General features: G+C 71.9%; 15 protein-coding genes. 1 reads left to right on the top strand and 14 read right to left on the bottom strand.

Annotated features, from left to right (window positions below):
* Positions 1–73: 73 nt before the first annotated feature.
* Complete coding sequence (locus tag BLQ34_RS15020; protein WP_091787215.1) at positions 74–745, top strand: 2'-5' RNA ligase family protein; 672 nt, start codon at positions 74–76, stop codon at positions 743–745.
* Between the two features lie 21 nt (positions 746–766).
* On the opposite strand, the gene BLQ34_RS15015 is transcribed toward BLQ34_RS15020, so the two are convergent.
* The 14 genes from BLQ34_RS15015 to BLQ34_RS14950 form a co-directional block, all read right to left on the bottom strand.
* Positions 767–2401: a carbamoyltransferase C-terminal domain-containing protein gene (locus BLQ34_RS15015; RefSeq protein WP_091787213.1), complete on the bottom strand. Its 1635-nt coding sequence runs from the start codon at positions 2399–2401 to the stop codon at positions 767–769.
* Between the two features lie 40 nt (positions 2402–2441).
* Positions 2442–4400: a S8 family peptidase gene (locus BLQ34_RS15010; protein ID WP_157693069.1), complete on the bottom strand. Its 1959-nt coding sequence runs from the start codon at positions 4398–4400 to the stop codon at positions 2442–2444.
* 22 nt (positions 4401–4422) lie between these two features.
* The gene (locus tag BLQ34_RS15005; RefSeq protein ID WP_157693068.1) at positions 4423–4926 is read right to left on the bottom strand and encodes a hypothetical protein; all 504 of its coding nucleotides are present in this window, start codon (positions 4924–4926) and stop codon (positions 4423–4425) included.
* Between the two features lie 55 nt (positions 4927–4981).
* Positions 4982–6202: an MFS transporter gene (locus BLQ34_RS15000; RefSeq protein ID WP_157693067.1), complete on the bottom strand. Its 1221-nt coding sequence runs from the start codon at positions 6200–6202 to the stop codon at positions 4982–4984.
* A gap of 97 nt (positions 6203–6299) precedes the next feature.
* Positions 6300–7163 (bottom strand): HpcH/HpaI aldolase/citrate lyase family protein, encoded by an 864-nt coding sequence (locus BLQ34_RS14995; RefSeq protein ID WP_091787202.1) that lies wholly within the window; start codon positions 7161–7163, stop codon positions 6300–6302.
* Positions 7160–8371 (bottom strand): CaiB/BaiF CoA transferase family protein, encoded by a 1212-nt coding sequence (locus tag BLQ34_RS14990; protein WP_091787199.1) that lies wholly within the window; start codon positions 8369–8371, stop codon positions 7160–7162. Before BLQ34_RS14990 ends, BLQ34_RS14995 begins: the two co-directional genes overlap by 4 nt.
* Entirely contained in the window at positions 8368–10362 is a 1995-nt protein-coding gene (locus BLQ34_RS14985) for an SUMF1/EgtB/PvdO family nonheme iron enzyme (protein WP_091787196.1), read from the bottom strand. Before BLQ34_RS14985 ends, BLQ34_RS14990 begins: the two co-directional genes overlap by 4 nt.
* A complete protein-coding gene (locus BLQ34_RS14980) occupies positions 10355–11320 on the bottom strand; it encodes a ribokinase (RefSeq protein WP_091787192.1) in 966 nt (321 codons plus the stop codon). The genes BLQ34_RS14985 and BLQ34_RS14980 overlap by 8 nt, the downstream gene beginning before the upstream one ends.
* Positions 11317–12348 (bottom strand): LacI family DNA-binding transcriptional regulator, encoded by a 1032-nt coding sequence (locus tag BLQ34_RS14975; protein ID WP_091787189.1) that lies wholly within the window; start codon positions 12346–12348, stop codon positions 11317–11319. The genes BLQ34_RS14980 and BLQ34_RS14975 overlap by 4 nt, the downstream gene beginning before the upstream one ends.
* Positions 12345–13715 (bottom strand): ADP-ribosylglycohydrolase family protein, encoded by a 1371-nt coding sequence (locus BLQ34_RS14970; RefSeq protein WP_091787186.1) that lies wholly within the window; start codon positions 13713–13715, stop codon positions 12345–12347. Before BLQ34_RS14970 ends, BLQ34_RS14975 begins: the two co-directional genes overlap by 4 nt.
* Complete coding sequence (locus BLQ34_RS14965; RefSeq protein ID WP_091787182.1) at positions 13715–14875, bottom strand: ADP-ribosylglycohydrolase family protein; 1161 nt, start codon at positions 14873–14875, stop codon at positions 13715–13717. The genes BLQ34_RS14970 and BLQ34_RS14965 overlap by 1 nt, the downstream gene beginning before the upstream one ends.
* An 86-nt stretch (positions 14876–14961) precedes the next feature.
* Positions 14962–16263 carry an ABC transporter substrate-binding protein gene (locus tag BLQ34_RS14960; RefSeq protein WP_091787179.1) on the bottom strand — a complete coding sequence of 434 codons (1302 nt, stop codon included), beginning with the start codon at positions 16261–16263 and terminating at the stop codon, positions 14962–14964.
* A gap of 115 nt (positions 16264–16378) precedes the next feature.
* Entirely contained in the window at positions 16379–17212 is an 834-nt protein-coding gene (locus BLQ34_RS14955; RefSeq protein ID WP_091787176.1) for a carbohydrate ABC transporter permease, read from the bottom strand.
* Positions 17212–18147 (bottom strand): carbohydrate ABC transporter permease, encoded by a 936-nt coding sequence (locus tag BLQ34_RS14950; protein WP_091787173.1) that lies wholly within the window; start codon positions 18145–18147, stop codon positions 17212–17214. The genes BLQ34_RS14955 and BLQ34_RS14950 overlap by 1 nt, the downstream gene beginning before the upstream one ends.
* Positions 18148–18248 lie beyond the last annotated feature (101 nt).

Raw genomic sequence — 18248 nt, 5'->3', positions numbered from 1 at the left:
TCTTTGCCCCTCCGGGTGCCACCATTTTCGGTGTGACACCGGGACATCGAGGCCCCTCTGCGGGAGCCCAGCGTTGACGCTCACCCACCTGGTCAACCACTGGACCGACTCGCCCCACTGGGGCCCGGGCCGTGAGCTCTGGACCTTCTACCTCACCATCCCCGACGACCCGTCGGCGCACGCGCTGATCCGCTCCTACCAGGACTCGATGGTCGGCTTCGAGCACCTCGACCTGATCCTCCAGGAGTGGCTACACGCCACCATCCACGGCCTCGACTTCGCCGCGCAGATGGACTCCGAGACGGCGCACCGGATCTTCGACCACGTGGCCGGCGCCCTCGAGGGCGTCGCCTTCCCGCCGATGACCCTCGAGGCACCCGAGCTCGACACCGACGCGATCTACCTGCCCCTGCGTCCTGCCCAGCCGTTGGTGGACGTGCGGCGGCTCATCCTCGAGGCGGCCACGACCGTCCTCGGCGACCGTCCGCTGCACAAGCTGCCCGAGCCGTCCAACGGCTTCGACCCGCACATCAGCATCGCGTACGCCAACGGCGACGTGCCGGCCTACGAGGTGGTCGCCCGGCTGGCCACCGTGCCGCACCCCACCCTCGTGATGCAACCACCGACGCTGACCCTGGTCCTGCTGCGGCGTGAGGACCGGCGCTGGTCGTGGCGGACTGCGGGGCGTCTCGTCCTCGACGGCACCTCGGCCGTCGAGCGGCTCGACGAAACCGTGGCCGGCTAGCGGTCGATCACCCGGGCGCCGTCAGCTGCCCGGTCGGCGCAACCGGATCCCCCAACCGGGGCCGGCAAGCAGGTCGAGCCCCATCCGGGTCGCACTCCGCAGGGCGTCGGCAGGGGTGTAGACCATCGGCTCGCCCGCGCGGTTGAAGGACGTGCAGGTGACGGCTTCGGAGCCACTCCTGGCGCCCAACGCCCGGATCAGCTGCAGGTAGGGACTGGCGTCGTCCACCACCTGGGCGCGGGCGCTGCCGTCGACGTGCACGACACCGGCGAGCCGCTCCCGGGCCTCGGGCGTGGCCAGCGCGGCGATGAGCATGTGCGGCGACGGGGACTCTCCCGGGAACGACCGGTCGAACTCGGCGGCGGTCAGCGACGGGGCGAGCGGCCGCCACGCCTCCCGGCCCTTGACGCGGTTCAGGCGGTCTCGCACCGCGGGGTCGTCAGGACGCGCGAGGACGCTGCGCCGGCCGAGGGCCCGTGGCCCGACCTCGCTGCGCCCCTCGAACCAGCCGCACAGGGCCGACCTCTCGGAGATGGCCGCAGCGAGGTCGTCGACGGTGCACGCCTCGACGTCCAGTCCCGCTGCCGCTGCTGCCTCGGCCACGGAGTCGCCGTCGTGGCTGCGCCCGAGGAACGGTCCGGTCGGCGCGGGCGGGTGCCCGCGCTCGACGGCGACGGCCACCGCGGCGCCCAGCGCCACCCCGGTGTCGCTCGCGCACGGAGGTATGACGAGGCGCACGCCGGCCTCGCGGCAGAGCCTGGCGAGCTCGGCGTTCACCGTGCAGTTGAGGGCGACGCCGCCGCTGTGCACGAGGGTGTCGACCAGGGGCAGCAGCTCACGCGCGTAGGCCAGCACGCGCTCGCCGACGAGCCGCTCGGCACCGAGCGCCAGGTCGGCCCGCGCCTGGAACGTGCCCACGTGGGGGCACCGGTCCCGGAAGTCCTGCAGCAGGCGAGCCCGCAGCTCCCGGAAGGAGGACGGCGACAGCGCGGGGTCGGCTGACCGGGTGGGGAGCCCGCCGTCGAACCGCAGGTCGGGCAGCGGGGGGAGGTCGAGGGTGGCCGCGGGGGCGCCGTACGACGCCAGGCCCATCGTCTTGCCCTCCTCACCGAGGTCGAACCCGACGTGCAGCGTGAGGGCCTCGTAGTAGCCGCCGAGTGAGGCGCTCTGTCGCAGGTTCCAGAGGCGGGACAACCCGGCGTCCCCGAGGATGAAGGCAGCACCCGACGTCGTCTCGCCCGACCCGTCGAGGACCAGGAAACCCATCGACCCGGCCCGAGCCGCCTGCGGCGCGAAGGCGAACCCGCACCAGGCGTGCGCGGCATGGTGCTCGACGAAGCGGACCTCGAGTGGTCGGGTCCGGCCCAGCTGTCGGCACCAGTCTCGGATCAGGGTCGCCACGTCGGCCTCGGTCTCGCCGATGGCGGTCGGCGACCACGGATAGGCGACGACGTCGACGGCGTCGAGCTCGACACCGCCCACCGCGAGCACCTCGCGGACGCTGCCCTCCGGTGCGTAGCCGGGCGCCCGCTTGACCCGGTTGAGACGCTCCTCCTCGACTGCCGCCACGACGCCGTCGTCATCGACCAGCGCGGCGCCCGGGTCGTGGCGGTCGTGCAGCCCGGTCAGCCCGTTGACCCCGAGGACCAGCGTCATCGACGTCCCCTCCCGCGCACCGTGCCCCCGCCCGAGTCCCCTACAGCGCCTGGAGCGCCCGGAAGATGTCCAGGAGGCCGCTGCCCTGGAAGTTGCGGTCCCGACCCAGGTCGGTGGCGGTCGACACCAGCAGCTCCTTCACGCGTTCCGGCTGCCCCATCAGCTCGGAGTTCCGCCCGATCAGCAGGGCCGCCGCCCCCGACACGTGTGGAGCGGCCTGGCTGGTGCCGTCCTTGGCGCCGAAGCCGTCCCGTCCCACTGCCGAGTAGATGCCCTCCCCCGGCGCGAGGAGGTCGGGCTTGGGGCGACCGTCGGCGGTCGGGCCCTTGCTCGAGAAGAAGCTCGCGCCATACCGGTCGGGCTGGAAGCGGTGGGTGGCTCCGACCGTGATCACCTCAGACGCATTGCCCGGGTCGGTGATGCCGACGCCCTGGAATCCCGTGCCCCCAGTGGTGATCGCGCCGTCCGACGTGTCGAAGCCACTGTTGCCCGCGGCCGCCACGACCACGACACCGGAACGGACCAGCCGACGGGCCTCCTGGCAGACCGGGGTCCAGCCGCACGCGTAAGCCCTCGCGTTGTAGGGCACCGAGAGGCTCACGTTGACCCCGGCCACCTGCAACGCCTCGCCCCCCTTGGCGTTCACCTCCCGGATGTACTGGAGGGCCATCAGCAGCCTGGACTCGAGTCCTTCGCCCGACTCCCCGACGACGCGCAGGTCCCACAGCCTGAGGTCCGGGCAGACTCCACGGACTTCGTTGTGCTCGTGGGCATTTCGCCAGTCGCCGGCGAGGATCCCCGCCACGTGCGTGCCATGGCTGTTGGCTGGCGGGAGGTAGCCGCCACCTCCGGGCGGCTCCATCCCGATCGAACCCTCCAACCGGTTGATGAAGTCGTCGCCCCGCTGCAGGGCCCGGAACTGGGACATCTCGATCGCGGTGAAGTCGAGCGTCTTGACCACCCGGCTGCGCAACCGCGTCGTCCCGTCCTCCAGCTCGACCCGCTCCTGGAACGCGGGGTGGCGGGCGTCGATGCCGGAGTCGATCACTGCCCAGGTGAGGTGGGAGCAGTCGATGTGGAAGGCCTTGCGGGCCACGTCCGCCTTGACCGTGCGGCTCGAGAACGACACGGCCGTCGTCACCAGCCGGTCGAGGTTGACCGAGGCGATGTATCCGGTGACGTCGCCTGCCGCCCGACCGGCGGCGTTGACGGGCGCCTGGGGGAGGTCGGTGCCGAGGTTGCGATGCACCCACTCCGCGCCCCGACGGCGCTCGCTCGCCAGGTCGGGGTCCCACCCCTGGAGCCGAGCGAGGAAGCGGAAGAGCCACGCGACGTTCGCGCCGCGCGACGGCACGTCCCCCTCGGCGGTCACCGCCTGGTGGGAGGTGGGTGGTTCCATCAGGCTCGCCAGCTCGTCGTTGGACATCCGCAGACCACGCTCGAGCAACGGTCCCCAGGTGGTGAGCGGCAGGACGACGGTCATCAGCTCCACCAGGTTGGGCTGGATGACGATCCAGTCGCCGAAGTGCGGGAGGGCCTCGTCGGGGCGGGGTCGGGTGGCGGGCCCGGCGTCGGCGGGACCGTCGGTCGAGAGCTCGTTGGGGGTCTGCGCCGCCGGCCCGGGGTCGCCCGGGGAGGGAGCGGAGCCGGCAGCCGCGTACGCCTGCGGCTCGCCACCCGGGTCCCGCCGCGTCACGCGCACGGAGCTCTGCACCTGCCGCGGCGGCAGCGGGTTGTCGCGGGCGGTGGTCAGTCGCCGCGCGACCTCCAGGGCCAGGTCCGAGGTGCTCCGGCCGAGGTTGGTCGCGTGGGCGTCGCCCAGCTGGTCGGGGTCGTGCCGTTCCGCCGCTCGTTCGAGGAGGAGGTGCGGTGTGGCCTGCGGACCCTTGAGCGCGTACTCCCGCCACACCTCGTAGCGCACCGGGCAGTCGGTGGCGTCGTAGTCGATCCGCTCGGTGACGAGGAAGCGCTCGGCTTCCTCCGGGGGGATACCTGCCATGTCGGAGCCCTTCCTCGCCCGGTCAGGCCGGACCGGTCGCGACGGCACCGTCGTCCGCCGCGGTGGACAGGGAGATGCCGACGGCCGCGAGCGCGAGGGCGTCGAGACGCTCCTTCGCGGTGATGAGGAACGAGAGCGCGATCCCGCTCGTCACGGGGGCCGGCTCGTCGAGCGCGATCTCGAACCGTCTCAGGTCCTCACCGTCCTCGCCGAGGTGGATCGCCGTCCCCGTGTCGCTCGACAGCCCGAGGTCGTCCTTCGCGGCAATCTGCCGGGCTCCGGCCCACACGTGCAGCTTGTCGATCCGCGCCCCGCCGAACGTGAGCATCTCGACGTGCACCGCAGACAGCCGGGTCCCCGGGGAGACGATCGTGGGAGGGGCGTAGTGGAGCCAGGACTCGTTCGGGCCCTCGGCCTTGAGCCGCAGGTAGTAGCCGATGACCTCGACCTGCCACAGGTGGGTCTGCTGGAGGCGTCCGGTGTGCCCGTGCACCCACAGCTGCGAAACGTCTGTCTGCGGAGCCACCATCGCACCCCCTCGCCGAGCGAGTCTAGGGAGCCGGTCCTGGCCGTGACAATGGTCAGGAGGGGTGCTGACCCGGGGCCTCGCGTTCCGGAGCCGCCCCGGACGGGAAGGCGTGGCGCCGGCCCGCGAGGACGACGAGCAGTCCCACCGCGACCAGTCCGGCGGCCAGCGGCGCCAACGCCGGGGCCCGCCCACCGGCGCCGATCACCAAGCTCCCCAACACCGCTCCGCCGCCGATACCGAGGTTGAAGGCCACGTTGATCAGGGCCGTGGCCGTGTCGCGGGCCGGCGTGGCCCGCAGGGCCGCGGCATTGAAGAAGGTGGCGAGCCCGCCGTAGGCGGCGCCCCACCCGACGAGCGCGACGACCGTGGCAGCCGCCGAGTCCTGCGCGAGGGCCAGTCCGAGCAGCGAGCAGACCAGCAGGGCCAGCGAGATCGTCAACCCGAGGCGCGGGCGCCGGTCCGCCAGCCGCGCCGACCACCATAGGCCGGCGAGGCCGGCGAGGCCGTGGGCCAGCAGCCCGGGCCCCACGGCGTCCTTGCTGAACCCGGCAGAGAGCAGGAGGGTCGCGACATACGTGTAGGCCGTGAAGTTGCCCAGCATGACGAGGCCGGTGGCGATGGCGACCCGGGCGACGCCCGGGGAGCGCACCACCCCCGACAACGACGTGGTCCCCGGCTCTGACGACTCGACGGGGGCGAGGAGGGTGCCGGCGCACGCGGCCAGCGCGACGCCGAGGACCGCGAGCACGACGAACGGCCAGCGCCAGCTCGTCGCCGCGCCGAGTGACGTCCCGGCCGGCAGCCCGGCGAGCAGGGCCAAGGCCGTCCCCAGCCACAGCACCGCCACGGTCCGCCCCACCAGGTCGGGACGGACCAGCCTGGCCGCGTAGGCGGTGACGATCGAGAAGAGCACGGCGTGCGACAGCCCGCCGACCACCCGCGCCGCCCCGGCCACCACCAGCGAACCGGCAATGGCCATGAGGACGTTCGACACGGCATACCCGAGCAGCACGGTGACGATCAGCCGGCGCCGCGGCCAGCGCATCGTCGCCGTGGTCAGCGGCACGGCCGTGGCGGCCACGACGAAGGCGTACGCCGTGACCAGCAGCCCGGCCCGTTCGTTCTCGACCCCGAGGTCGGCGCTCAGCCAGGGCAGCACGCCGGCGGGCATCAGCTCGGTGGTCACCGCCATGAAGACCGCCGCCGCGAGCAGGCCGATCTGCACCCGTGTGGGGTGTCGCGGACCACCGCCTGCCGTGGAGGGCGAGTTCATCGAGGTGGTCTCCGGATCTGCGGCGCGGGCCCGTGGCGGTCGAGCCCGGCTGCTCGACGAGCGGGTGCTGTCATGATCGACGCGCAGGGCACCCGGGTCAATCAGCCGTGCCGCGACCCCCGCGTCTCCGCTCGGCGAGCGCGATGACCCGGCGGGCGCCCTCGACCATCGCGCGGTCGAGGAACGTGCCGTCGGCGAGCACGACGGTCCCGCCACCGACCTCGGACGCATCGCGCAGGCTCTCGACGACCAGCCGGGCTCGATCCACCTCTGCCTCCGTCGGCGTGAACGCGGTGACGATCGTCGGCAGCTGGCGCGGGTGGATGGCGGCCCGTCCCAGGAAGCCGAGCCGGCGTCCCAGGGCACACGACCTGGCCAACCCTTCGTCGTCACCGACGTTGGCGTGGACCGACATCGCCGGTGGTGGGAGCCCGGCCGCCCGGGCCGCGGTCACGATGCGTGAGCGCGCAAAGAGCATGCCGTCGTCGCTGTCCACGCCGAGGTCGGACCGCAGGTCGGCCTCGCCCAGCGCGAGGGTGGCGACGCGCGGATGCGCCCGGGCGATGTCGTAGGCCGCCTCGACACCTGCCGCGGTCTCCACCAGCGGGTGCAGGTCGCGCCCCCCGACCTGCTCGGCCACGGCCGCGACCTCGGCCGGGTCGACCACCTTGGGGATCCGGATCCCCACGTGGGCGGGGAGGGCGGCCACCGCCGCCAGGTCGGCGACCGCCCAGGGGGACCCGAGCGCGTTGACCCGCACCTGGACGGGCCGACCGGGGTGGTCTGTGAGCAGTCGCCGCAGCCCCGCTCTCGCCACCTCCTTGTGGTCGGGAGCGACGGCGTCCTCGAGGTCGATGATGACGACGTCGGCGGCTCCGGCGAGGGCCTTGGCGACGAGCTCGAGCCGGTCGGCCGGGGCGTAGAGCAGCGTGAGTGCCGGGGCGTCGGCGGGGGTGCTCATCCGACCCCTCCGACAGCACCGCTCTCACGGAGCGCGCCGACCTCCGCCTCGGAGTAGCCCAGCTCGCGGAGCACGGTGGCCGTGTCCGCCCCCGGTCCGCGCCCCGTGTGGCGGGTGGGGGCATCACCCTCAGACATCCGGAACAACGGTCCCTGCATGGCCAGCTCCCCGAGGTCGGGGTCGTCCACGCGGCGGATCGTGCCGAGCGCCTGGAACTGCGGGTCGTCGACGATGTCCTTCGCGGTGTACACCGGTGCGACGGCGGCCTCGGACCGCTCGAACGCCGCGATCACCTCGTCCCTGGAGTGCCGGGCGATCCAGCCACCCACTGCCGCGTCGAGCACGTCCGCGTGTTCGGCTCGGGTCCGCCCGGTCGCGAACCACGGCTCGTCGACGAGGTCCGCACGGCCGACCAGCCGCATCACCCGCTCGGCGATGTTCTGGGAGCTCGTGGAGATCGCGACCCACTGATCGTCGCCGGTGCGGTAGGTGTTGCGGGGGGCGTTGTTGTTGGTGCGGTTGCCCAGCCTCGGCTGCAGCGTGCCGAGCTGGTCCCACCGGGAGATCTGCGGGCCGAGCATCGCCATGATCGGCTCCACGATGGCCACGTCGACCACCTGTCCGCGGCCGGTCGCAGCCCGCTGGTGGAGCGCGGACATGATCGCGAAGGCCGTGGCCAGCGAGGCGATCCCGTCGGCGAGCCCGAACGGCGGGAGGGTCGGCGGACCGTCCGGCGCACCGGTCGAGGAGGCGAAGCCGCTCATCGCCTCGGCCAGGGTGCCGAAGCCCGGGCGTCGCCGGTAGGGGCCGATCTGCCCGAACCCGGTGACGCGAGCGAGCACGAGCCCGGGGTTGGCCTCGGACAGCTCCGGGTAGGCCAGGCCCCACCGCTCGAGGGTGTCGGGACGGAAGTTCTCGATGACCACGTCGGCGGTCGCGCAGAGCCGCCGGAAGACGTCGGCGCCGGCTTCGGTCGACAGGTCGACCTGGATGGTCCGCTTGTTGCGCCCCAAGGTCTTGGACCACAGGTTCTGGCCGTCCTTCTCCGGGCCGTGTCCCCGTGCGGGGTCCGGCCGACGAGGGTGCTCCACCTTGGTCACCTGCGCGCCGAGGTCACCGAGGTGCATGGCGGCCATCGGGCCGGCGAACAGCGTGGAGGCGTCGACGACGCGCAGGTCTGCCAGCGCGCCCGGCGCCTGGCCACTCATCGGTGGTCCTCGTCCGCGACCGGCCACGCGACCCGGAAGCCGATGCTCGTCGAGCGACCCAGCCCGAGCCCGGGGACGAGATACTTCGCGGCGAAGTCCGGCCCGCGCACCCCGCCGTCGAAGTACCAGGACGAGCCCTCGCTCCGGTGGTCGGCGCCACCCTTGAGCATCATGAACCGCGTTCTCCCGTCAGTGTGTTCGCTCTCGGTGAGGTTCCAGACCGCTGGGACCAGGCGCTCGAAGCCGCTCTGCTCGGCGGCCAGCTGCCACTCGTCCTCGGTGGGCAGTCGCGACCCCGACCACGCGGCATACGCCCGGGCGTCGGCGAGGTCCACCTCGGTCACGGGCCGCTGCGGATCGGCCTCTGCCGGCGTCCGGCCCGCCCACGCCGGGGTGCGCCCACCCGGAACCGCCGGCCGATGGCCGGTCGCCGCCACGAACTCGGCGAACTCGCGCTCGCTGACCTCGCGGGCAGCGACCGCAATGGGTCGATCGAGCACGGCGACCCGCTCGAGCGTCCGCAGGTCGTGCAGCCGCGGCGGCAAGGGCTTCCACTCGTCGACGAACGGCGCCCCCTCGTACATGCCTGTCTCGCGACAGCGGTAGCGGACGGTGAGCACGTGCGTTCCTGAGGGCACCGTGAGGTGGGGAACCGTGGGGCGGCTGGGCGCGACGTCCGGCGTCGGCACCCGGTGCGCGAGCCGGTGCGTGAAGCCTGCGGCGTCCTCGCGTGGCGAGTCCTCGGGTAGCCACGACCGGTCGTGCCCGGACGGCGCCACCCACACCCCGCCCACCCCACGACCCGGTATGCCGACCTCGACCGTCCCTGCCGAACGGCTCAGCTCGCGGCCGGTCCAGAGGTCGAACGCCGGGCCCGTGCCCGGAGTCGGGACACGCACCGTCGCGGCGGTGTGGCCGCGGTTGACCAGGGTGAGGAGGTGCTCGTCGCCCTCGGTGAAGGTCGAGCCGAAGACACCGAGCTCGGCGGCGTCCGCCCCCAGGTCGGCCAACGGGGTCCACTCGCCGTCGCGCAGGAGGTGGCTCAGCGCGCGCTGGGCCCGCACCATTCGGCGCAGGACCTGCGCGTCGCGGTCGGACCAGCCGACCCACGCGCCGAAGACGACCTCCCAGACCATGACACCGATGCCGTTCAGCCAGGCCGACTGCAGCTCCTCGCCGTGGTCCCGGTGCCACCGGCGCACGTGGTGCATCTGGTGGCGGCGCTCGTAGAAGTGCGAGCGCACGACACCCGGCACCGGCGAGTCGGCGAACCACTGGGCCCACGAGAGGGGGTGGTCGACGACCCTCGGCAGCGCGACGGTGGACTCCCCCTCGGCCGCGACGCCGGGCCGCGCCGCGTCGAGACTGGCGAGGAGCGAGCCGCCGCCCTCCTTGAGGGTGTCGAGGAAGACGCCGTCGATCTCCAGGTCGGCGACGAGCGCGGCGAGCTCGGAGGCGTCGTCCCCGCAGCGGCGGGTGCCGACGTCCCAGGGGTTGTAGTCGACGAAGACCCGGACCCCGTGGTCGTGCAACGTCCTCACCAGCTCGGCCAGCCCGTCGACGTCGCGGTAGAAGTCCCACTGGTTGCGGTCGTCGACGCCGATGACCGGGTAGGCGTGCCACAGCACCACCCCGTCGAAGCCACCGAACCGCTCCTGCGCATCCGCCAGCAGCCGCTCCGGGGTGAAGGTGTGGTTGTCCCAGTCGTAGAGGAGCTCGTCCCACAGCCAGACCTGCGACACCACGAAGCAGTCCGCGGCCCAGGCCAGCTCGGGACGCCGGTAGAGCGAGTCGTCGTAGTCGTGGCGCTGTCGGGCCTCGTCACGCCAGCGCGTCAGCGACTCGCGCCAGCGTGGCCACAGCGCGGGGTCGTCGGGAGCGGCGAGGATCTTGCCCACATCGAGACCCGAGAGGTCGGCGTCGGGCTCGAGGGGCACGACGGTCGGTCGGTCCAGCGGGCGAGGGACCAGGGGGTCGAGGTCGTCATCCACGGGTCGCCTCCGCGGCCGGTGACGGGGCAGCGGCCTGCCGGCCGTAGGTGGCGTGCACCTGGGCGCGGGCCTCCTCGAGGGTCGGGACCGAGCTCTGGGCGCCCCGGCGCTGCACCGCGAGCGAAGCGGCGGCCGCGCCGAGCCGCATGGCCGCGAGGTCGCCCTCACCACGCGCCAGCGCAGCGGCGAAGGCGCCGCAGAAGGTGTCGCCGGCGGCCACCGTGTCGACCGCCTCGACCTCGGGTGCGGGCACGACGAGTGGCGCTGCCCCCTGTCGGTGCAGCTGCGCCCCCGCCGCGCCGAGGGTGACGAGGACGGCCGGGACCCGCTGCAGCAGCTCGGCGGTCGCCGCCTCGAGGTCCTCGATCCCACTGAGGTCACGGGCCTCGTGCTCGTTGACCACGAGGACGTCGACCTCGGCGACCAGCTCCTCGGTGAGGGGCGCTGACGGCGCGGCATTGAGCACCAGCGGCACGCCGTCGCGCCGTCGTCGGGCCGCGGCGACGACGACCTGCTGCGGCACCTCGAGCTGCGCGAGGATGACGTCGGCAGCGGCGATGACGTCCTGGTCGTCTTCCGTCACCCGCACCGAGGCGTTGGCGCCCGCGGCGACGACGATGGTGTTCTCGGCGGCGTGGTCGACGGTGATCAGAGCCAGCCCGGTGGGCAGCTCGCCGGAGCGGGCGACCCGGTCGCAGTCCACCCCGGCCGAGACGAGCGCAGCCAGCATGGTCGCCCCGTCCGCGTCGTCACCGACTGCGCCGATGAGAGTGGTCGCGGCCCCGCCGGCCCGGGCGGCACCCACCGCCTGGTTGGCCCCCTTGCCCCCTGCGCTGCGGTGCACGGAGTCGGCCAGCAGCGTCTCCCCGGGTGCCGGCAGGCGCGGACAGGTCAGCGACAGGTCGACGTTGATGCTGCCGACGACGAGCACGCGACCTCCGGTCGCTCCTGCGTTCACGAGGACTGCCCCAGCGCGGCGTCCGTGGCCGAGCGGCTGGACTCGCGGACCACGAGCTCGGGGGCGACGAATCTCGTCCGGGCCGGGGTGCCGGGCGTGGCGATCCGCTCGAGCAGGAGCTCGGCGGCCAGCCGACCGCGCTCGCGCGCCTGCAGCGAGACGCTGGTCAGGGACGGGCTGAAGATGCGGGCGAACTGGATGTCGTCGATGCCGACCACGCCGAGCTGGCGGGGGAGACGACGACCGGCGTTCAACGCGGCACGCATCACGCCGAGCGCCAGCAGGTCGTTGGCGGCGAGCACCGCGTCGGGCCGGTGGCGCGGGCCCAGCGCCTCGAGCTGGGCCCAGGCCTCCTCACCGGCGGTGACGGTGAAGCCCGAGGCCTGGATGACCGGGCCGGCGGCACCCGACGTCGCCACTGCGGTCTGGAAACCCTCGAGGCGGGCCCGCCCCGGCGAGGTGTCGGTCGGCCCGTTGACGAAGGCGATGCGGCGTCGGCCCGACGCGACCAGGTGCTCGTGGGCGAGGACCACCCCGCGACGCGAGTCCGTGCGGACGACGTCGAGGGGGACGTCGGGCCCCAGGTCGCCGATGACGACGACGGGGACCGGTGCGTCGAGGAGCGCCTGCACGAGCTCGGGGGTGCGCTGCAGCGGGCTGATGACGAGGGCGTCGGCGTAGCCGCGGGACAGGCTCTGCACCAGGGACAGCAGGTCGTGCTTGTCGTGCCCTGTCGACGCCACCACGAGACGGGCCCCGGATCCGCTCATCCCCTCCTCGACGCCCTGCATCATCTCCGTGTAGACGGGGTTGCCGATGTCGTCCACGGCGAAGGCGACCTGCAGCGAGGAGCCGAGCTTGAGCGCCCGACCCGTCGCGTCGGGCGTGTAGCCCAGCTGAGCCGCGGCGGAGCGCACCTTCTCCTCGGTGCCCTTGCGCGCCGGGATCCCGTTCAGCACGCGGGAGACCGAGGAGATCGAGACGCCGGCGAGCTCGGCCACCTCGACGATCGTCGTGCGTCGGGTCATCGTCGGCGGACTCGCTCGGCGACGGCCAGGGTGCGGGCCGCCACGTCGTCGAAGGTCTGCCCGTCGCAGCCCGGGATCGAGGTGGACATGCGGTTCTTCAGCGGGTCGCTCCACCGAGCGGCGATCGCGGTCGTGCCGCCGAGGGCACCGGCCACGGCCCCGACCGTCGCACCGTTGGAGTCGGTGTCCCAGCCACCCATCACGGTGAGGCAGATCGACCGGTCGAAGTCTCCGCCACCCGCCTCCAGTGCGTAGGCGACCAAGGCGGTGTTGTTCAGGGCGTGCACCCAGTGCATCCCGGCGAACTCACGCTCCAGCGCGGCATACGCCTCGGTGGGGTCGCTCGTGGACGCGGCGAGGTCGCGTCCGAACCGGATGGCAGCAGCCATCCGGCTGCCACTCGGGACCACTGACGCACCCACATCGAGCACGGTACCGACAGAGTCGGCGACGAGGGCCTCCGACGCCATCGCCGCCACGAACATCGCGCCGTACAACCCGTTCCGGGTGTGGCTCACCGCAGCGTCGCGCCAGGCCCACTCGGCTGCCCGCAGCGGGTCGCCGGGGTTGACCCACCCGTAGAAGTCGGTCCGGATCTGCGCGCCGATCCACTCGCGGAACGGGTTGCGGACCCGAGCCGTCAGCGGTGGCGTGAGCCCTTCGAGCAGGTTGCGGTAGGCCACCCGCTCGGCGGTGAACGAGCGCCCGGCGGGCAGGTCGAGGAGCCAGCCCTGGGCGACGTCGTCCGACGTGAACTCGGCGCCGTGCTGCTCGACGACCCGAAGCGCCATCAGGGTGTAGTTGATGTCGTCGTCCTCCGGGGTGCCGTCGATGTTCTCCTCGAGGCTGGTGGGACGGCTGGCACGGTTCCACGGCCACCGCTGCGACACCTCGGGGTCGAGGCCGACCGCGGTGAAGTAGCGGTCGAGCGGCCAGCGCCCCGTCGACCGGAGGATCTCCTCGATACCGGCTCGGGGCACCTTCTCGACGGGCTTGCCGAGCACGCACCCCACGGCGCGACCCAGCCAGCCACCGTGGACCCGCTCGGGGAGGTCGGCGCCGGGCCCCGTTGCAGCGGAGGCTGATCCGGCGACCGGACCGATGCTCGCGGCGATGTCCGACCAGTCGCTCGGCTCGCTGTCGGCCGTGACGTCCGGCAGGGCATCGAGCTCGAGCAGCAGCTCCTCGGCCAGCGCCCGCTGCTCCGGCGTGCCGACCTCGGGTGAGGCCCCGACGTACGGAGGCTCGACGAGGGTGCCGGCCGACGCCCACCGCTCGCGGATCGCGGCGACGTCCCTGCCCTCGCGCTCGGCCTGCCAGAGCTCGTGCCGCACCAGGTCCTCGGGCTGCACCCAGGTGACACGCATCAGCGGGCAGCCGCCGGCGTCGGCTCGGTGGTGAGCGAGCCCATCCGTCCGACCCTGGCCTGGAAGGCCTTGTCGTCGGCGGCAAAGATCTCCTCCGCCACCGCGGCCATCGCCAACCCGCCCGCGCGCAGGTCGAGGCGGGAGCCGGTCGAGACGGCTTCGACCCACTCGGCCGGCACCGCCGCCTCTCCCCCGAGGGCTCCGGCGATGGCCCCGCCCATGGTGGCGATCGAGTCGGAGTCACGGCCGTAGTTGGTGGCACCGAGGATCGCCCCGCGGACGTCCCCACCGGTGACCTTGAGGAATCCGAGGGCGACCGGCAGCTCCTCGATCGAGCGCAGCCGGCTCGGTCGGCGGGAGTCCTGCGCCGGTTGGCGGTAGGTCTCACCGACGGAGTCGAACGGCCGCACGGCGTCGCGCAGCAGCGGGATGCTCTCCCGCCAGTCCTGTCCGGCCACGGCAGCCTCGACCACCGCTTCGATGGCCGACTTGGTGCCGTCGTTGGCGAGGTCGACTGCTGCGCCCAGGACCGAGTCGACGGTGGCATCGGGCGCCATCGCCTCGGCGACCGCTGCGGCGAAGACAGCTCCTGCCTCGCGGCCATAGCTGGACTGGTGGGCGCCGCCGAGCTCGATCGCCTCCGCGTAGGCCCCTGCGGGGTCACCGGCGTTCGCGATCCCCACCGGGGCCATGTACATGGCCGCCCCGCAGTTGACGATGTTGCCGACACCGGCCTCGCGCGGGTCCACGTGGCCGTAGTAGAGCCGCGTGACGAGCCACTTCTCGGCGAGGAACACGCGCAGGAGCGGCACCGTCTCCTTCTCCAGCTCAGGGATCCAGGTCTTGTGGTCCATCATCAGCGGCACGAGGTGGTCGGCCATGTCGAAGGCGGTCAGGTGCCGGCGCTGGTCCGCGTAGACCCGGACCAGCAGGTTCGTCATCAACGTGTCGTCGGTGACGTGCCCGTCACCCTTGAAGTAGGGCGAGCTCGGCTTGGCCGTGCGCCAGTCCTTCATGAAGTAGTCGGTGATCCCCTCGACGTAGCCGTCGTACCGCTCGAGGATCTCCTCGGTGCTGCGTCCCTCGGTGGCACCTCCGATGGCGTCCCCCACGGCGGCCGCCATGAGCGCGCCGATCGCCTTGTCCTGCAACGAAGTCATGCTTCTCCCTTGTCGATGTGCTGCACTGCTCACCCTCGGTATGCCGTGTGGCGGGGGCGCCGGGTCCCGCCGCCCCCGCCGGGCACTCAGCTGCTGGCCTTCTTCCAGCCGTCGGTGAGCCGCTGCTTCAAGGTCGCCGCGTCGATCTTGCCCGCGAGGAACTCCTGGTAGGCCGGCGTGGCGACCTCCGACTTCCACTGCGGGAACTTGTCGGCCTTGGCCCACGGCGCGTCGACCAGCTTGGGACCGGCGTCGAGGACCACGTCCCAGCCGTGCTTGCCGGCGAGGTTCTGCTTGACGATCGCCGCGGCCGAGGTCGTGACGGGGATGAGGGCGTCACCCTGCGCGATCTTGGCGAGGTTCTCGGCCTTGTCGTAGTAGGCGATGAACTCCATCGCCTCCTTCTGGTGCTTGCTCTGCCGCGCGACGCTCAGGGTCTGCGGGCCGGACGCCTGGTTCTGGTTGGTGCCCTTGAGCAGCGGCAGCATGGTCCAGTTGAAACCCTTCGGGGCCTTCTCCTCGATCTGCGCCTCGACATAGTTGCCGGCCAGGACGAGGGCGTACTTCTTGCCGAAGAAGCCGGGGAGCACGTCGCTGGCGGACAGCGAGGTGGAGTTCGGGGCCATCGTCTTGGCGTCCAGCATCGCCTTGAGCCGGTTCGGGACCTCCATCTCCTTGTCGGTGATGTTGATGTCCGGCTTGGCCTCGTCGCCGGAGAAGAAGGTGCCGTCGAAGGACAGGCTGCTCGACATCACGGCAGCCGTGGGCGACTTGAGCCCGGCCGCGAAGCCGTACACGCCGCCACCCTTGGTGAGCTTCTTCGCGTTCGCCTCGAGGTCGTCCCAGGTCCAGGGCGCGTCGGCCGTCGGCGGGTTGATGCCCGCTGCCTTGAGGGCGTCGGTGTCGGCGAACAGGTTGTAGACCTGGGCGATGGTCGGGACGCCGGCCACCTTGCCGTCGATGGTCACGGACTTCCAGACCGACTCGGGCACGTCGGCCTTGAGGTCGGCGGGCAGGAGTGGTCCGAGATCGGCGAGGTAGCCCTGCCGACTGAAGCCGGCCAGGTCGGCCGCCTCGTCGTGGATGATGTCGGGCGCCGAGTTGCCGGCGAACTGGGTGACCAGCTTGTCGTGCACCGAGTTGGGGTCGACCTTCTGGTAGTCGACCTGCACGTCGGGGTGGGCCGCGTTCCACGAGTCGACGATCTCCTGGGTGGCCTTCACGGTCGGGTCTTGGAAGGCATAGCTCGCGAAGCTGAGCTTGATCTTCTCGCCCGGCTTGGCCGAGCTCTGGGAGTCGCCGGACCCACCACTGCCGCTGACGCAGCCGGCGGTGAGCAGGACGGCGGCGACGGAGGTGAAGGCCAGGAATGCTGGACGACGGTTCACGATGGGTCCTTTCGAGACAGGCACTGTGGGTGGCGAAGTGGTGACGCCGGGTGGTGGTCGGGTGGTGGTCGGGTGGTCGAGGGACTGCGGTTGACGGACGGGTGGACGGGTGCGCTCAGCCCTTGACGGAGCCGGACAACATCCCGGAGACGAGCCGGCGTTGGGCGATCGCGAAGACCACCAGGCTCGGGAGGGTGGTGACGAGGGCGGTGGCGGCGAGCGGGCCGAGGTTGACCGAGCCCTCAGCGCCGACGTAGCGGGCCAGCAGCAGTGGCGCCGTCTGCAGGGCCGGGTCCTGGATGATCACCAGCGCGAAGAAGAACTCGTTCCACGCCGAGATGAAGGCGAACATCGAGGTGGCGACCAGGCCGGGCATCAACAGCGGGAAGATGATCGAGCGGAGGATCACGAACCTCGACGCCCCGTCGGTGGAGGCCGCTTCCTCGAGGTCGCGCGGGATGGCGGCCACGTAACCCTGCAGCATCCACAGCGTGAAGGGCAGCGCCCAGACGACGTAGACGATGACCAGGCCGACGAGCGTGTTGATCAGCCCGAGGTTGCGCAGCACGATGAACACCGGGATGACGATGAGGATGAACGGGAAGACCTGGCTCACCAGGATCCAGCCGATCGTCACCGAACGCAGCCGGCTCTTGAACCGGGCCAGGGCGTAGGACGCCGGCAACGCGATCAGGGTCGTGATCACCGCAGTGGCGACCGCCACCACCAGAGAGTTCCGCAGCGCCGACCAGAGCTGGGTCTGCTCGAAGGCCCGGTCGAAGTTGCCGAGGGTCCAGTCCGTCGGGAAGACGGTGGGCGTCAGCTTGGTCAGCTCCGACGGCGACTTGAACGCCGTCGAGAACAACCACAGCAGCGGGAAGCCGAGGAAGACGACGTAGGCCAGCAACGCGGCATACTGCGCGACTCGGGTGGGGCTCTTCGTGCGCATCAGGACGCCTCCCTCATCTGCCGCCAGAGGTAGCCGCCCATGATCGCGACGATGACGATGACCATGACGTTGCCGAGGGCGGCGGCGTAGCCGAACTCGCCGTTGCCGAAGGCACGCTGGTAGGCGAACAGCATCGGGAGCAGCGTCCGCCCGCCCGGACCGCCGTCGGTGAGGACGTAGACCAGGCCGAACGAGTTGAAGTTCCAGACGAAGTCGAGCGAGGTGATCGCGATGGCCACCGGCTTGATGGCCGGCCAGGTGACCGTGAGGAAACGCTGCCAGGCGTTGGCGCCGTCGAGCGCAGCCGCCTCGTGCAGCTCGCCCGGGGTGTTCTGGAGCCCGGCGAGCAGGGCGATCGTGGTCTGCGGCATGCCCGCCCAGACCCCGACCACGATGACGGCGGGGAGCGCGAGGTCGAAGCTGCCGAGCCAGGAGATGTTGTGGTCGATGATGTGCAGCCACCGCAGGACGGCGTTGAGGATGCCGGCATCGGGGTGGTAGATCAGCTTCCACAGGATGGCGACGATCACCGACGGCATCGCCCACGGCACCAGCGCCAACGGCCGCACGAGCCACTGGAACCGCAGCCCGGCGTTGAGCAGCATCGCCAGCCCGAGGGCCAGGAGGAACTGGATCACGGTGACCGTGACGGCCCAGATCAGGCCGATCTTGAACGAGTTCCAGAACAGGTCGTCGTGGAGCAGCTTGGTGTAGTTGGCGAAGCCGTTGAACTTGTACTGGACGTCGAACCCGGCGCGCGCATCGGTGAAGCCGAGCCAGATGCCGTTCGCCAGCGGGTAGACGCTGAAGACCAGGACCGGGACCAGGCTCGGCAGCAGCAGGAACCACATCGCCTTCTGCGAGCTGCGGGCGGCCTTCGGGTTCCGCTGGGGCAGGCGCTCGCCTTGGGGCGTGCGCTCTGGCGCCTGGGTCATCGGGGCCCCGATCGTCGTCGAATGGGTTCGCGGTCGTTGGTGCGGACTCAAACTGCAAACGTTTGCAGTTTGTCCACGGCCGCCAAGGTACGTGCCGAAAA

The organism is Pedococcus dokdonensis (assembly GCF_900104525.1).
GTDB lineage: Bacteria > Actinomycetota > Actinomycetes > Actinomycetales > Dermatophilaceae > Pedococcus > Pedococcus dokdonensis.
Note: the sequence above shows the minus strand (reverse complement) of the source record. Positions and strands in the feature narration are given on the sequence as shown.

Excerpts from the sequence above, each read along its gene's own strand:
- BLQ34_RS15015 (WP_091787213.1), bottom strand. The coding sequence starts at position 2,401 with ATGACGCTGGTCCTCGGGGTCAACGGGCTGACCGGGCTGCACGACCGC.
- BLQ34_RS15010 (WP_157693069.1), bottom strand. The coding sequence starts at position 4,400 with ATGGCAGGTATCCCCCCGGAGGAAGCCGAGCGCTTCCTCGTCACCGAG.
- BLQ34_RS15000 (WP_157693067.1), bottom strand. The coding sequence starts at position 6,202 with ATGAACTCGCCCTCCACGGCAGGCGGTGGTCCGCGACACCCCACACGG.
- BLQ34_RS14995 (WP_091787202.1), bottom strand. The coding sequence starts at position 7,163 with ATGAGCACCCCCGCCGACGCCCCGGCACTCACGCTGCTCTACGCCCCG.
- BLQ34_RS14990 (WP_091787199.1), bottom strand. The coding sequence starts at position 8,371 with ATGAGTGGCCAGGCGCCGGGCGCGCTGGCAGACCTGCGCGTCGTCGAC.
- BLQ34_RS14975 (WP_091787189.1), bottom strand. The coding sequence starts at position 12,348 with ATGACCCGACGCACGACGATCGTCGAGGTGGCCGAGCTCGCCGGCGTC.
- BLQ34_RS14970 (WP_091787186.1), bottom strand. The coding sequence starts at position 13,715 with ATGCGTGTCACCTGGGTGCAGCCCGAGGACCTGGTGCGGCACGAGCTC.
- BLQ34_RS14965 (WP_091787182.1), bottom strand. The coding sequence starts at position 14,875 with ATGACTTCGTTGCAGGACAAGGCGATCGGCGCGCTCATGGCGGCCGCC.
- BLQ34_RS14955 (WP_091787176.1), bottom strand. The coding sequence starts at position 17,212 with ATGCGCACGAAGAGCCCCACCCGAGTCGCGCAGTATGCCGCGTTGCTG.
- BLQ34_RS14950 (WP_091787173.1), bottom strand. The coding sequence starts at position 18,147 with ATGACCCAGGCGCCAGAGCGCACGCCCCAAGGCGAGCGCCTGCCCCAG.